This is a genomic window from Neomesorhizobium albiziae (genome assembly GCF_900114255.1).
GTDB lineage: Bacteria > Pseudomonadota > Alphaproteobacteria > Rhizobiales > Rhizobiaceae > Neomesorhizobium > Neomesorhizobium albiziae.
This window is the reverse complement of record NZ_FOSL01000012.1, coordinates 143675-158120: the sequence shown is the minus strand read 5'-3', so window position 1 is coordinate 158120 and position 14446 is coordinate 143675. Positions and strand designations below refer to the sequence as shown.

Genomic DNA, 14446 nt, shown 5'->3' with positions numbered 1-14446 from the left:
GCTGCCATTTTCTGCATCACGTTCCTTCGATGAATTTCCAGCGTCACTTCGCTGATCCCCAGTTCGGCGGCCGCCTGCTTGTTGAGCAGGCCGCTCACCACCAGCGGCAGCACCTCGCGTTCGCGCCGCGTCAGCTCGAGGTAGCGTTGCCTCAGCACGCCAAGGTCGGCGCGCTCCGATCTCTTTTCCCGGTCCTGGACGATCGCCACCTGGATTGCGGCCATCAGGTCGGCATCGCTGAAGGGCTTGGTCAGGAAATCCACGGCGCCGTGCTTGATCGCGCGCACCGAGGATGGGATGTCGCCATGTCCCGTGATGAACACGATCGGCGGATGATCGCCCTGCGCGATCTGCCGCTGCAGATCGAGACCGTTGATGTCCGGCAGTTCGACGTCGAGTATGAGGCAGGCCGGCAGGTCCGGCTTGTCCGCGCCGACGTAATCTCCAGCCGATGCAAAAGCCACCGCGCGCGTGCCATGCGAGGCCAGCAGTTCGCCGAGCGCCTCCCGGATGCGTTCATCGTCGTCCACGATGAAGACGATATGGTCGTCCGTCGTCATGCCGCGGCCTTCACTTCAACCGGCAGCGTAAAGAATGGCTGGGGATGGTCAGCGCCTGATGTCGCGCTTCTCCTCGATATCTGGGTCCGCGAACTCATGCCGAACCTTAGTCCCGCCACGCCGCAACCGCATCCTATGGAAATCCATGAGGTGGTCCAGGGCGCACCTTGCCTGCGCCCAGCATTCAAGGGTGATGCCGAGCATACTCCGGCATAGGCCGGCCGCCGCGATCTACAGCCGACCGCAGCTCTGCCACCTGTGGCTCCGCGCGCGCTTCAATTGTCTGAATGGCGCGCCTGATGCCCGCCATCCCCGACAACTCCAGCACGCTGGACTGCACCAAGAAGCAGGCGCCGAGCGCGAGGAGATTGAGTGTCGATGCGGCTTTCATGATTGGCTCCATCTAACGCGGCCTCTTCGAAGTGATTGCGGCTGCGAAAAATGCGTTTCGTTCCGGGGCGAGGAATTAGCGATCTCGACCGGGGTGCGAGGCGGCTAGTACCCCTTCGGCGGAACGAAGAGGCAGATCGTCTTGCTGTCGTTGGCTCCGGCCACCGAGCACCAGTGATAGACACCATCAGGCGAGTTCTTCACCCGGCTGTCGCTGTAGGCGACGACCTCGCCGGTCCCGTTGATGACATAGCCTTCCGGTCGCTCGCTGATGGTCTTGTTGCCGACCTGGCGGCAGTCGATGCCGGAGCAGCACGCGTGCGGGTAGCTCCAGCCCAAAGGCTTGGCGGCTGTGGGCAACGTTTCATGCGCACGGACGGGACATACCAAGACCGGTGCGGAGAATAGAGCGGCGGCAAGGACGGCGCGGTACGATGGCGTTCCGATCGAATTGTGCATCGTTTCCTCCATGAAGGCTTGTAGCCAGTACAGAGGAGGATGCGCCGACCCGTCACGCCAACCTATTCTACAGGAGTCTTTGTGATGCGATGCAAAGGTACAGTGTACCTGCGCCCGGCGCTCGTGAGACCAACCAGGATAGGCACTGTACAGCTGCTTCCGGGGCAGCGTCCGCTCACCTCGACGGCGATGCCACGCTCCGAAGGTGAATGACACACGAAGCCGGAACCGACGGTCCACACCTATACCGAGGTCTAGGTCCGACCAACCTTTTGTAGTGTTGCGTTGCCCGTCGCGATACAGGTACGCCAAGACCTGACGTAGGGAAACCGCATTGGCGGGGGCATTGGCGGGGGCATCGCTGGTTATCGGTCGCCGAACCGGTTCCGGCGGCGTCACGTAAGGCGCGGGTTCCGGTCGACGTGTGACGAAAGCGAGATTGATACTGACCACGTGAACGCCAATTCGTGTCCAGCAGATCTCCCGAGGCGAGGGTAACGGGCGTGGCGACTTCAGCTATCGCAGAAAGTCCCGTGGCAATTGTGGTCGACGACGACGCGGCGGTCCGCGACGCGTTGGAGGAGTTGCTGAATTCGGTCGGCATCGACACGATATCGTTTTCCTCGGGTCAGGAAGTGCTGGATGCGACCTTGCCGGACCGCCCGGGCTGCCTTGTACTCGATGTGCGAATGCCGGGTCTGAGCGGCCTCGATCTCCAGCAAATCCTTGCGAGCAAAGGTGTACGGACACCGATCGTCTTCTTGACTGGTCATGGCGACATCGCCATGAGCGTCCAGGCGATGAAGGCAGGGGCGGTAGATTTCCTGACCAAGCCGGTGCGGGACCAGACGTTCCTTGACGCAGTGTCGACAGCCATTGCCACCGACGTCGCGCGAAGAGCGGCGTCGACCGTTTCACGCGAGAGCGTGGCCCTCTATGAGACCCTTACCCCCCGCGAGAGGGAAGTGCTGAAACTTGTTGTATCCGGCGCGATGAACAAGCAGATAGCATCGGATCTCGGCATCAGCGAAATTACCGCGAAGCTGCATCGTAGCAACATGATGAAGAAGATGAACGCAAGGTCCATTTCTCATCTCTGCAACATTTGGCAGTCGCTTCCGGCCGACATCCGCTGAGCGCTTCTCGTGCGGGAGAAGACAAGTGTACAATCAGGGCGCAGGGGCTCCGTAGCTGACTTGGATCACGGCCGCGGCAGGGAGCGGGACGCGGAAGCGGTCCCGAGAGGTCGCAAATGGAGCTGACGTCAACGAAACAACGCCGCGTCGTCGCATTGGCGATCGGCGCTGCGAGCGTTGTGCTGGCGCTGTTCGTCGACGAGCCATACGTTCTGCTGGTCGCCGTTGCGGTCATATGCATTTGCATCGGCTGGGAGGCCGGCCTGGTGGCCGTCGCCATGGCCGCTCTGCTTTCATCCGTGACCCTGTTTTCGGGGGAATCCGGGGCTGCAGGCGGCGCTGTCCGGTTGGCGGTTTTCGTCGTCGCGGCGTTGGCCCTGTGGCTCGTGATCAAGATTTTCAGGACCAGGAGCTTTTATGACCGGGTCTACCAGGGCGCCGGACCTGGCATTGCTGATATCCCAGGCCTCGGATGGTCGGCCTATCCGGATGGCCGCTTTCGCTTCTTCAACCCGGCGGTGCTCGAGTATGTGGGTGTCACAGCCGATGAAATGCGAAGGATGATGGATGCAGATGACTATTCGTGGGCACAGTTTATCCATCCCGACGACGTCGAGGCGAGCGTGGCCAAGTGGCGCCACAGCATGTCGACCGGTGAACCCCTGAACGACGAACAGCGCGTCCGGGGGGCCGATGGCACGTATCGGTGGTTCCGCGATATTGGCGTCGCCTCGCGCGATGATCGTGGAAGGATAATTGGCTGGTACGGCCAGATCGAAGATATCGACGATCAGAGGAAAGCCGAAGTCGCTCTACGCCAGAGCGAGAGAGAACTGCGACTTCTTGTCGATACAGTCCCGACCATGATCTGGCTTCTGACGCCGGCTGGCCTGCCATATTATTTCAACAAGCGTTTCGTCGACTGGGCCGGAGTAGACCCAACTGAGAATGAACCGAGCGGCAACCCTCAATTCGCCACGCATGTAGAGTTGTTCCATCCGGATGATCGGGCAGCCATGAAGGCTGCCTTCCAGAAGTCCTTTGCCCGCGGTGAGCCGCTCCAGCACAAAGGTCGGCTTTGCCGCAGGGATGGCGAGTATCGCTGGATCGACTCGCGCTTCGAACCGCTGCGCGATGAAGATGGCACTATCGTGCGTTGGTACGGCGTAAACCTGGACATTGACGACGAAATTCGCGCGCAGGAGGCGCTGCGATTGGCAGACGAGAGACTTTCGCGTGCCCTACGGGCAGCCAGCTTGTCCGAACTGTCGGTGTCCATCGCACATGAGCTCAACCAGCCGCTGCAGGCCGTCGTGGCCAACGCCGGCGCCTTCCAGCGGTGGCTGAGCGCCGATCCGCCGAATTTCGAGCATGCCAGCCGCGTCGCCCAGAAGATCATCCGAAATGCCGACGCGGCTGCGCAGGTGATAAGCCGCATTCGTGCGCTGTTCGCCAAGACGTCTGGCGAACCCAACCCGATAGACCTCAACGCGGTGATCACCGAAGTGTGCGATCTGCTCGCCGACAAGCTTTTGTCCGGCAAGGTGAAGCTTGATCTTCAGCTCGATCCCCGCCTGCCCGCTATAGCGGCAGATCATGTGCAGATGGAGCAGGTCGTCCTCAACCTCGTCCGCAACGGCATTGAAGCGATGCAGGATGCAAATACCAGCCCGCGGGACCTACGCATAGCCTCGCGGCGTCGCGGCGACGATGTGGTGGAGGTCGAAGTAAGGGACCAAGGGCGCGGACTGAGCGATCCGGAAAGGATTTTCGAGGCGTTCTACACCACCAAGCAAGACGGCTTGGGAATGGGCCTGGCGATCTGCCGCTCGATCATCGAGTCTCATGGCGGCCGGCTCTGGGCCGACAACATCGCTACCGGTGGTGCGTCGATAACCTTCGGCCTGCCGATAGGCTCTGCCAAAGCTGTCAGGTCCTCGACTGCCAAACCGGGGAAGCGGCTGGTCTAGAGCATTTTGCAGCCAAATGGAATCATTTGGCGTCCGCATAAATGCGGCAAAACAAATAGTTAAAGCGAGTTGCCGGTTCTAAAAGAACCGGAACCGCTCTAGATCAAAAACAATTTTAGCGACGCTCATCTTGATCTAAGCGGGCCCGACATCTCACAGGTCAATCCGGGGATCAGCTAGCGACTGGCTGATTTCCACCAACGTGTTGACCATGATGTATAAGATGCCAAAGACCATGGCGACGCCCAGCACCGCTGGGAGGTCGGCGCTGGCAAAGGCTTGAACGGCATACAGGCCCAGCCCAGGCCACCCGAATACGCGCTCGACGACAAGAAGGCCGCCGAAGAGGAGGCGGACCTGAAGGCTGAACATGGACAGCGGGGCCGAAGCGGCGTTGCGCAGACCGTGGTGCAACAACACACTTGTCTCACTGAGGCCCTTGCCGCGGGCCGTCCGGACATATGCTTGGCTCAGGACATCATGAAGCGCACCGTTCAGGCTTCGGCCAACCGCAACGCCGATAGGCAATGCCAGTGCGAGTGCGGGGAGGAAAATGTGCTTCAATGCATCGACGCTGACGTCGGGACGGCCGGTCAGTATTCCATCGATGAGATTGAACCCGGTAGGGCCGGTGAAACCGCTAAAACCAAGACGACCCGCTCCTGGAAGCCAACCGAGCCGGAACCAGAAAAAATAAGCCAGAAGCAAAGCCGACAAAAAGATCGGCGTCGAGCCTATACCGATTATAGCGAGCCGTATGCCGGTCGATCCCATGAACCTGAACTGAAGCAGCGCCATAACGCCAGAAAGCGCCGCCCCCAAGACTATCGACACCAGCGCAAGCTCGAGCGTGGCGGGCAAATATTGCCATATATCGGCAGCCACTGGCCGCCGGGTCCTCACTGAGATGCCAAGATCCCCATGAACGAGGCGCTGGAGAAAGCGTCCGTACTGGACAACGGTCGGGTCGTCGATCCCGAGTTGTTCGCGTATCGCTTCGACAGTTTCAGGCGGAGCGCTCGGCCCAGCTACAGCCCGAACTGGATCGGCGGGAATAATGCTCTGCAGACAGAAAACGATGAAGCTCATGACCAGGAGGACAACGACAGCACCGGCGACGCGCTTGATCAGGTAAGTCATCACGCGCCTCTCAGTGCGGCACGGAGGCCGTCGCCGGCCAGGTTGGTGAGCAGACAGAGAAAGAAGATGATCGCGGCCGGCAAGATCGGCAGCCACCAGTGCACCGTGAGGCTGTCGAGCGTGCGCGCCGTCATCGCGCCGAGTTCAGGCGCCGGTGCGGGCAGCCCGAGGCCAAGGAACGACATCAGCGACAATGTCATGATGACGTTCGCCATATCCAGCGACGCAGCGATGAGCAAAGCGGGGGCGGCTCCCGGCAGCAGATAGCGCAGAAGCAGTCGCGGACCACGGACTCCGGCTATGCGCGCCGCCTCGACATGGGGGCGGGCTTTGAGGCGGCGAATTTCATCACGTGATATGCGCGCGTACCAGGGCCACCAGAAAATGGCGATCGCGATCATCGTGTTGACCAGCCCGGGGCCGAGCGAGGCAACCACAGCGAGCGCGATGAGCGTCCCAGGAATGACGAGGAACAGGTCGGTGAAGCGCTGGATAACCAGATCGACCTTGTCGCCCATCAGGCCTGAGATCAGCCCGAGCAGTGAGCCGAAGAAGAGGCTGAAACCGATCAGGATCAGCCCCGGCAGCCATGTGTATTGAACGCCAAGGATGACCCGCGAGAACAAATCACGACCGATCTCGTCGGTGCCGAACCAATGCTCAACCGAAGGCGGCTGAAAGGCCGCGGCAACGCGCAGTTGCGGATCAAACGGCGTTATCCAGGGCGCTAGCAGAGCGACTGCGGTGACGACGGGCACGCCGACAATGCCGATGCTTTCAAGCCATCCGGCACGCCGGAAGAAATCGCGCCAGCTGAACCGAGGCCTGGCAGGCTGCGTATTTAGGCCCGGCATGCTGGTCATCGACCTTGCCGCGTATCGAGAGCCGGCACGGCCGCGATAAGCGAGCGTGTGTATGCGGTCTGGGGCGCGGCAAGGAGCGTATCCGGGTCGGCCACCTCCACCAATTCGCCGTCCTTCAGCACTGCAATGCGGTCAGCGATAATCCTCGCAGCCGCAAGATCATGGGTAACGAATAACATTGCCATGCCGAGCCTCCGGCGGAGGTCGCCGAGAAGATTCAATGTCGTGGCCGCAAGTGAGACGTCCATGGCGCTGATCGGCTCGTCGCAGAGGAGAAGTTTCGGGCGGACGATAACGCCCCGCGCTACAACGGCACGCTGGCATTGTCCGACGGAAAGTTCGGAAGGCAATGCATCCATCAGCACCGGGTCAAGGCCAACCAGATTGAGCGCCTCTCCAACGCGCCGACGACGGTAATCACTGTCCCGCGACAGTGCGCGCAGGCGCTCGCCGATTTGTTCGCCGATCGAGAGCCACGGCGTGAGCGCCGATATCGGGTCCTGAAACACCACTTGCGGAAGTAGATCGTCGAAGCGTGAAACTTTCCCGCTCTCGGGGGCCAGGAGCCCGGCGGCGATTCTCAAAAGGGTGGACTTGCCAGCGCCACTCTCACCTACCAGAGCCACGCACTCGCCAGATTTGATCGACAGGCTGACCGATTTCAATACAGGCTTCAGTCGACGGAAGCCCCAAAACGACCGGGCGCCTGTCGGATAACTCTTTCCAACATTCGACAGCTTCAAAACGGTGCCTTCCTGGGTCATCTTGGCCGGCCATGGCTTCGAGAATGCGCCAGGTTTAGCGAGGAATGGCGTCTGTTCGGAGTGAAGGCAGGCCGCTGTTCCGCGGTGGGAGGAAACAGGTAGCAGCGCGGGCCGGATCGCCGTGCAATCGGGCTGGGCGAGTGGGCAACGCGTTGCATAAGCGCAGGCGCTTTCGATATTGACGGAGTGACCGCGCTCCGGCGGGAGAGTGGGGAGCGGCCGCAACCGATCGGAGTTGAAGTCGAAGCGGGCGGCAAGGAGGCCCGCAGAATAAGGGTGTGCAGGATTGCGGACAACATCGCGGATGTGGCCGATCTCGACGATGCGCCCGGCGTAGAGAACCAGTACGCGGTCAGCCAGTGAGGCCGCCACGGCAAGATCGTGCGTTACAAACAGAATCGCGGTGTGCTCGCGGGCGTGGTCTCGCAAAAGATCCAGGATTTGCTGTTGGGTAGTGACATCGAGCGCAGTGTTCGGTTCGTCGGCTATCAGCAATTTGGGTTTTGCCATCATCGCCATGGCAATCAAAACGCGTTGGCGCTGCCCCCCTGAGAGACGATGCGGCAGGCTGTCCGCGATGCGGTCCGGATCAGGCAAGCCGGTTCGGCTGAGCCAGTCGGCGATTGATGCGTTTGACGCGCCATTGGATTCCCTCATCTGGCGGCGGATGGTCATGGTGGGGTTGAGGGCACTCATGGGGTCTTGCGAAATGGCGCGAACGACATGACGGCGCGCGTGCCGCAGGGTATGCGCTCCAGCTCCAACCAACTCGATGCCTGTTAGCAGGATCGAACCTGTGACATGCGGTTGGCTTTCACGCGGCAAAAGCCCCTGGATCGTCAATCCTATGCTTGTTTTGCCTGACCCACTTTCTCCGACTAGCGCGACGATCTCGCCGGGAAACAAATCGAAGCTGATGCCATCGAGGACACGGGAGCGACGACCTTCGCGGCTGAGCGTGACCGAAAGGTCTTTGATGGCAAGAACGGGCTTGGTTGTCGCCGTTTCGAACGTTCGGTGCGAGAGCGTAGTCATCGGCTGCGACCTGATTCACCGGAAACAGCCGGCTTAGCCAGTTTCACGATCCACGTCGAACGGTGGCGAAATCTATGTTGCCCGGTGGGTACATAGGACGTAGCCCAAGGTCCTCCAAACCTTGGACGTGCACGACCACATCGTCGACGTCAACCAGCGGAATGATTTGGCCAGCGTCGAAATACAGTTGGCCCGCCCGCTCGTAAAGCGCGTTGCGTTCTTTGATGTCTGTCGTCTGCCCTGCCTTATCGACGATCGTATCGGCTTCCGGCAGGACGCGGCCGAAAAAGTTGAGGGGCGCGTCCTTGGTGAAGAACACCTTCGCCTGGTTTTCTGGATGTGCAGCATCGGGGCCAGAGATGGTGAGCAGCAAGTCGGGAGGATTCGGGTCGTCCTTCAGGGTATAGGCGGCGCCAGACGGCAGTATATAGGCGGTTGCCTTCACGCCGATCAGAGCCAGTTGCGCGATCATCAGCTCGGCGATGCGGCCGTAGCTCGGCGCTGCGCTGTGGAGACCGATCACGAGACTGACCGCGCCATGTTTGGCGATTGCGGCCTTGGCAGCATCGAGGTCGGTAGGAAACTCTACCGGATGCAAGGCGTCGAGCATTGCCTTTGAATACAGCGATTTCGAAGGAGTCGCGAATTGTCCAAAGGCATCCTTGACCCATAAGGCCGGGTTGATTGCCGTCATCACGGCCTTGCGGACTTCCACGTCATCGAGCGGCGAACCCGGCCTGGCGAAGAGATCGAACTGGTTCATGCTGGGCGCGGCGGTTATCTCGAGACCCGTTGGGAGGTTCGTGAGTTGCGCGAACGGATAGTTGATCGGCACGGCGTCGATCAGACCGGCCTGAAGTTGAAGAATCTGCTGGCTGATGTCGGGTACCACCGAGATTTGGATGGTCCGAAAGAAGGGCTTATCACCCCAATAGTCGTCGTTGCGCTCGAGCACGTAGCGCTGCCCGCGATTGAATTCGGTGAGCTTGAATGGCCCGGTGCCCACGGCATGCTCGTTGAGCCCGGTTTTTGCGAACTCGCCATTGTCATGCTCGGCGAGTGCGGTCGGGCTGATGACTTTGGGTCCCCACGGACTGGAGAGGGCGTCTAGAAACGAGGGTTGAGGATGCTTGAGCGTGAGTACTACCGTGAGATCGTCCTGCGCCCTCACCTCAGCTACGTTGCTGAGGAAATAGCTCAGGCTCAGTCCACGGTCGCGGCGGCGCTGGAAGGAATTCACGACAGCCGCGGCATTGAAAGGCGTGCCGTCATGGAACTTGACACCATCGACCAGATGGAACGTGTAGGTCAGCCCGTCGTCTGAAATCTCCCAACTTCTGGCCAGCAGACCGACGACCTTCGTCGATCCCGGCTCATATTCGACCAGGCCTTCGTAGACGTTGTTGATTGCGCTCATCGCCCCGGTTTCAAACCCATTGTCCGGATCGAAAGTCCCAATATCGGCGACGTAAGGGATGCGCAGCACGTCCTGGGCATGGACCGGCGCAATCAGGATCAGAAAACCGAGAACAAGTCCCAGCATGCGCAGTCCGAAGCTGCGCTTGTAGGTTCGTTCGGTCCGGTGAGCGTAAGTCTGCATGAAGATTCCCCCGTTGCCTGGTACGACACTAGGGACTGTAGGAAGCCCACCCGCAGTCGACTATTGGCCAACGAGGCATTTCACGCCCTTGTCTAACCCAACGTCCCGCCGATGCCGTCAAATCTTCTCGCCGCGCTCGGCATCGATGCGGACAGACAGATAACCTCGCTACGATACGTCAGCCCGCCAATCGTGGTCTATAAGCATCAAGCAGGGGTTACCCTATCCCCAAGGTATAGATCACGGTCCCGCCGGATAGGCATGCGGAACTCGCGGCGAGAGTATTACTTCAAGATTCTGCGCCAAATGTCGCCGCAGATGCGTCGCTCGCGTCTCGAAGACATGGCGGACAGTCTTCAGGATGACGTGGTCGATGTCTTTCCTATCTCACGCGGCACCCGCGGCACGCCTACGCCGCACTCGAGCGCCTGCCGGTCCCACTTTGCCGCCTCTGCCGCCGCCTCGTAGGTCGATTGCAGGAACCTCATGAGGTCACCCTCGGGATCTGGGCTGCTCCGCACCACCTCGTATGGCAGCAGGAACTCACCCAGGGACCGCTCGAAGCGGGCCGCCCGCGGCGCGACCGGCCTTTCGGCGAATCCGTCGGGCGCCGGGTAGGCGTAGGAGTAGAACATCGGCTCGTCCACGCCGCTGCCGCCGGGCCAGAACCCGGCCGAGGAGACCTCGTGGCTATACGCCTCCTGTGTGACCGCATCGGGAAGCCTCGGTATCCCGCCCGGATGGCGCGGCGCCTTGCGACCGGAGAACCGCGTCACGGCAAGATCGAAGGATCCCCAGAAAAGGTGCACCGGCGAAACCTTGCCGAGAAATCCGGTGCGGAAGCGCCTGAATACCCGGTCGATCCGCACTAGCGCCTCATGGAAGCGCTCGACGGCTGCCCTGTCATAGGGCCGCGGCGCGGTGTCCTGCGCAAAGGGCTTGGCCTCGGGGATCTCGTTCGGTGCGCCGTGAATGTCCATCTTCCCGCCAAGCCGCCGGACCAGCGTAGCGGTCCGCTCCAGGAAATCAGCAACGCTCATCGCCTCCAGGGGGAAAGTCTCGCGTGCATTGTGCGTCTCCCCGATCAGAACATGGTCCCGAAGATCGAAGCTCAAGGAGATGGCTGTCTCTCCGTCGGGCACCACACCCGTCGTCAGGCCGCGCGGCGTCACATAGAGCGTGGCGTGCCAGGAGTGGTTCACCCAAGGCGCGTGCGCGAGGCGATACTTGCCGACGATCTGTGTCCACAGGTGCAGTGCGGCACAGGTCTCGGCCCAGTCGGCGTAGTGCAGCGCAGGCCAGGCAGTCTTGTTGTTCTCGGTCATCCGATCGGCTCGATCACGCACGTTGAGCTCCGTTTTGCTTGATTGATGGCGTCATGCGCCTTTTCAGAGCCCATCATCAATCAAAATCCATCGACATTCAGGCGGTCAGGCGACCTTCTGCGGCAGAAGATTGGGCGCGCGGGCGTTCTTCGCAGCCCAGTCGAGTGCGAAATCCGCGACCTCCTCCCAGCCTGGCTGAATACAGGTCCAGTGTGAACGGTTGGGATAGATTTTAAGCTCGGTTTTCGATGGCGCCTGCTTCTGCTTCTCGAACATGGCTTTGGTCATCTTGGCTTGGGCAATGAGGTCGATGCCGCCGCCGATGAGCAGCAGAGGCGCGCGGTTGGCGTTGTCCCAGCGGATCTTGCCTGCGGCCGAGATCAAACCGTCCCAGTAGATCTTCCCGGGCGTGGGTACGATGTAGCGGTCGTACATGGTGTTCACCAGCGCCGGCGGCACGGTCTGTGCGAAGCGCGTCCCGAAGAACTTGCGCGACATGGTCATCACACGGCGCCAGCTTCCCCACGACAGGAACACGGGAAAGGTCGACTTGATGGTTTGCCACCCGATCAGCACGCCGGAGGTTGGCGCAGGGTCGATGGCGACGCCGGCCACGCCGAGGCCGCGATCAAGCAAGTGCTGCGTGATGGTTGCGCCGAACGAATGCCCGATCAGGATCGGCGGCTCGGGCAGCGCGCGGATAAGGCCGTCGTAGTGATCGATGATCTCGTTGATGCCTACCCTGGCAAGAGCGGGATTCGGGGAGGCACGCAGCTCGGCCGGAGAGCGGTCGTCGAGCGGCCACGACGGGGCGATAACGGTGTAGCCCCTGGCTTCGTACCGGGCCTTGAAACCTTCCCAACTGTAGGCGTTCAGCCAGGCGCCATGGATCAGCATGATGGTCTTGGACATTGGTTTCTCCATCGGAGCAGTTTGGCAGCATCCATTGCGTGGACAGCCATCGGATCAAGCTTGCGGCCATCGCGAGGTTACTTGGCCTGCTTCGCGACCTCTTGAGCCTTGACGTAGCTCTCCACCACGGCGGCATAGTTCGGCGACACGTGGGCATAGAGCTTGCCGATCTCGGCCGCTTCCGGGCGGTTCCATGTGCGGTGGACTTCCGAGAGCACGGCGTTGGTCGTTACGGGGATGACGCCGCCCTGGGCAAGGCGTGCGAGTGTCGTCCTGTTCGCCATTTCGCTCACGTCGCCCGAAGCATCCATCACGGCGTAAACCTTGTATCCGGCCAACTTCGCATCCAGTGCGGGGAACATGACACAGACGCTTGTCCACACGCCCGCCATGATGAGGGTCTTGCGGCCGGTGGCGCTTACGGTCTTGACGAAGTCCTCGTTATCCCAAGCGTTCACTTCGCCCTTGCGGCCCACATAAATGGAATGGGGTGCGAATTCGTGGATCTCCGGCATCAGCGGCCCATTGGTGCCCTTTGGCTCGGATGCCGTCGTGATGACGGGGATTTTCATCAGCGTGGCGAGTTTCGCCAGCATGATCACATTGGAGCGCAACTCGGCGACAGGGATGTCCTTGACGGTTTGGAATAGACCCGACTGGTGATCGAGCAGCAGGAACACAGTGTCGGACGGGTCTAGCAAAGCTGCCCCACCTCCTGTCGGGAGAACGCTCGACGGAGCACTGCCCTGTGGGGATTGGGCCAGCGCACTGGAGGCAGGTGAAAGAACGCCGATGGATAAGACGCCGGCAAGAGCAAATAGCAGTTTCCTGATGCTGATCGACATGGGCTTTTCCTCGTAACGATCGGACGACGCAATCCAAGGAGCGCGACTGGGTACATTTTCGCAATTGGCCAATTCGCAGCGAAATTCGTAATTGTCCCATGGTCGAGGCTGCGCACGCCTCCGGCATATGCGTGTTCCGCACTTGGCGAGAGCACATGCAATCAGCAGCGCAGCCTGCGAACCGATGTCCGCTGCACTGGAATTCGGCCTTTGCCGATCGATCGACTTCCCGATGGCACGCGATCGGATTCCATCGCGTTCCCGACAGTCGGGCCCAGCCCTTCATTTAGGGAACCATGGGCGGAGGTATCGACTGCACGCGTCCTGGGCACGATGGCTTGCACCTCGCAAGGGCTGGCATGGTCGGGTCCTCTGCAACTCCAGGAAAAGGAGAAGCGTCCTTGAGACGGATAGCCACGCTTGTTGCAGCGAGCGTCCTTGCCACCCATGCATTGGCAATCGAGCGGCACGACATATCGCAGATGTCGTGCGAGGCGGTCGGCAGAGCCCTTCGATCGGAGCAACGGGCGATCCTTCGATACCAGTCACAACGCCTCGACAAAATGACGCTTTACGACATTTGGGTGCCTGATCATCAGTCGTGCAAACCCAGCGAAGCAGCCGTGTCGACGCGCCTGCCAGCTGCGGACGGCCCATGCAGAGTCTTCCGATGTGCAAAACTGGGCCCCAGAATGGCTTCGCGCCTTTAAAGACTTTCTGCCAGCTCCTTCGGCCGTAGCGAAACTGGTCTGCCGGCTTTTGCCTCTACGGCCGACATTGCGGCGCAAAGCTGCCATTCCGCATCAGGATGCGGAATGGTCATTGCGGACATAAGCGCAGCTACCGCGACGAACGCGTCCCCTCCTTCAACACAGCACGGCGCTGTTCGAGTTCCGCCGCCCTCGCCCGACTTGGCTTGCCGATCAGTTCCTCGTGACGGAGCAATTCACCACAATGGTCACACAACGGACCGAGGCCTGCGGCATGGCCGCATGTTTGGTGAACATAGTTCGTTGAAAGCTCTTCGCCTGGCAGTCTGCACCATTTCTCGCCCCAAGCGCGCAATGCCATCAGGACGGGCCAGAAATCCCTCCCCTTGTCGGTGAGGTGATATTCGTAGCGCGGCGGTCTCTTGTTGTAGAGCCGCCGCTCCAGCAGCCCGTCAGCTTCCAGCTTCTTGAGCCGCGTCGCCAGCATCTGCGGTGTCGCGCCGGTCATCACCTGAATTTCGTCGAACCGATGATTCCTCGCGAACAGCTCGCGCAGGACGAGCACCGTCCAGATGTCGCCGACGACGCTCTCGGCGCGCGCCACGGGGCAGAGTGTCTGCTGGAAGATATCAAGCTTGGCCATAGTAACTTTCTTTTTCATATCCACTTGACGCTATGATTTTCATACTTTATGTAGCGTGCCGTCAATACCAACACAACCCGGGCTGGATCAGGCC

The 14446-nt window shown here is 60.7% G+C and carries 13 protein-coding genes; 2 read left to right on the top strand and 11 right to left on the bottom strand.

The window, feature by feature from the left end; translation table 11 throughout:
- The 3 genes from F3H98_RS19155 to F3H98_RS19145 all read right to left on the bottom strand — a co-directional run.
- On the bottom strand, positions 1–560 hold a 560-nt coding region (locus F3H98_RS19155), incomplete at its 3' end, for a response regulator transcription factor (protein ID WP_149761944.1).
- Positions 561–744: 184 nt separating this feature from the next.
- Positions 745–951, bottom strand: coding sequence for a hypothetical protein (locus tag F3H98_RS19150; protein ID WP_149761943.1), 207 nt, complete (start codon positions 949–951; stop codon positions 745–747).
- A gap of 104 nt (positions 952–1055) precedes the next feature.
- Complete coding sequence (locus F3H98_RS19145; RefSeq protein ID WP_149761942.1) at positions 1056–1409, bottom strand: hypothetical protein; 354 nt, start codon at positions 1407–1409, stop codon at positions 1056–1058.
- A 503-nt stretch (positions 1410–1912) separates the two neighbouring features.
- Between F3H98_RS19145 and F3H98_RS19140 the strand changes: the two genes are divergently transcribed.
- A complete protein-coding gene (locus tag F3H98_RS19140; protein WP_149761941.1) occupies positions 1913–2545 on the top strand; it encodes a response regulator transcription factor in 633 nt (210 codons plus the stop codon).
- 179 nt (positions 2546–2724) lie between these two features.
- Positions 2725–4515 (top strand): PAS domain-containing sensor histidine kinase, encoded by a 1791-nt coding sequence (locus F3H98_RS19135; RefSeq protein ID WP_244621792.1) that lies wholly within the window; start codon positions 2725–2727, stop codon positions 4513–4515.
- 153 nt (positions 4516–4668) lie between these two features.
- Here F3H98_RS19135 and F3H98_RS19130 read toward each other — a convergent pair whose 3' ends face one another.
- From F3H98_RS19130 to F3H98_RS19095, 8 genes are all read right to left on the bottom strand, one after another.
- Positions 4669–5655: an ABC transporter permease gene (locus tag F3H98_RS19130; RefSeq protein ID WP_244621791.1), complete on the bottom strand. Its 987-nt coding sequence runs from the start codon at positions 5653–5655 to the stop codon at positions 4669–4671.
- Positions 5655–6518 (bottom strand): ABC transporter permease, encoded by an 864-nt coding sequence (locus F3H98_RS19125; protein WP_149761938.1) that lies wholly within the window; start codon positions 6516–6518, stop codon positions 5655–5657. Before F3H98_RS19125 ends, F3H98_RS19130 begins: the two co-directional genes overlap by 1 nt.
- On the bottom strand, positions 6515–8317 hold the full coding sequence (locus tag F3H98_RS19120; protein ID WP_149761937.1) for an oligopeptide/dipeptide ABC transporter ATP-binding protein: 1803 nt from the start codon (positions 8315–8317) through the stop codon (positions 6515–6517). Before F3H98_RS19120 ends, F3H98_RS19125 begins: the two co-directional genes overlap by 4 nt.
- A gap of 43 nt (positions 8318–8360) precedes the next feature.
- On the bottom strand, positions 8361–9917 hold the full coding sequence (locus F3H98_RS19115) for an ABC transporter substrate-binding protein (RefSeq protein WP_149761936.1): 1557 nt from the start codon (positions 9915–9917) through the stop codon (positions 8361–8363).
- Positions 9918–10273: 356 nt separating this feature from the next.
- Entirely contained in the window at positions 10274–11242 is a 969-nt protein-coding gene (locus F3H98_RS19110) for a DUF5996 family protein (protein WP_149761935.1), read from the bottom strand.
- Positions 11243–11347: 105 nt separating this feature from the next.
- Positions 11348–12154 carry an alpha/beta hydrolase gene (locus F3H98_RS19105; protein WP_149761934.1) on the bottom strand — a complete coding sequence of 269 codons (807 nt, stop codon included), beginning with the start codon at positions 12152–12154 and terminating at the stop codon, positions 11348–11350.
- Between the two features lie 77 nt (positions 12155–12231).
- Positions 12232–12999 carry an isochorismatase family protein gene (locus tag F3H98_RS19100; RefSeq protein WP_149761933.1) on the bottom strand — a complete coding sequence of 256 codons (768 nt, stop codon included), beginning with the start codon at positions 12997–12999 and terminating at the stop codon, positions 12232–12234.
- Positions 13000–13839: 840 nt separating this feature from the next.
- A complete protein-coding gene (locus tag F3H98_RS19095; protein ID WP_244621790.1) occupies positions 13840–14352 on the bottom strand; it encodes a winged helix-turn-helix transcriptional regulator in 513 nt (170 codons plus the stop codon).
- Positions 14353–14446 lie beyond the last annotated feature (94 nt).

Coding starts and splice junctions, on each gene's coding strand:
- F3H98_RS19150 (WP_149761943.1), bottom strand. CDS start 951: ATGAAAGCCGCATCGACACTCAATCTCCTCGCGCTCGGCGCCTGCTTC.
- F3H98_RS19145 (WP_149761942.1), bottom strand. CDS start 1,409: ATGCACAATTCGATCGGAACGCCATCGTACCGCGCCGTCCTTGCCGCC.
- F3H98_RS19130 (WP_244621791.1), bottom strand. CDS start 5,655: ATGACTTACCTGATCAAGCGCGTCGCCGGTGCTGTCGTTGTCCTCCTG.
- F3H98_RS19125 (WP_149761938.1), bottom strand. CDS start 6,518: ATGACCAGCATGCCGGGCCTAAATACGCAGCCTGCCAGGCCTCGGTTC.
- F3H98_RS19120 (WP_149761937.1), bottom strand. CDS start 8,317: ATGACTACGCTCTCGCACCGAACGTTCGAAACGGCGACAACCAAGCCC.
- F3H98_RS19115 (WP_149761936.1), bottom strand. CDS start 9,917: ATGCAGACTTACGCTCACCGGACCGAACGAACCTACAAGCGCAGCTTC.
- F3H98_RS19110 (WP_149761935.1), bottom strand. CDS start 11,242: ATGACCGAGAACAACAAGACTGCCTGGCCTGCGCTGCACTACGCCGAC.
- F3H98_RS19105 (WP_149761934.1), bottom strand. CDS start 12,154: ATGTCCAAGACCATCATGCTGATCCATGGCGCCTGGCTGAACGCCTAC.
- F3H98_RS19100 (WP_149761933.1), bottom strand. CDS start 12,999: ATGTCGATCAGCATCAGGAAACTGCTATTTGCTCTTGCCGGCGTCTTA.
- F3H98_RS19095 (WP_244621790.1), bottom strand. CDS start 14,352: ATGGCCAAGCTTGATATCTTCCAGCAGACACTCTGCCCCGTGGCGCGC.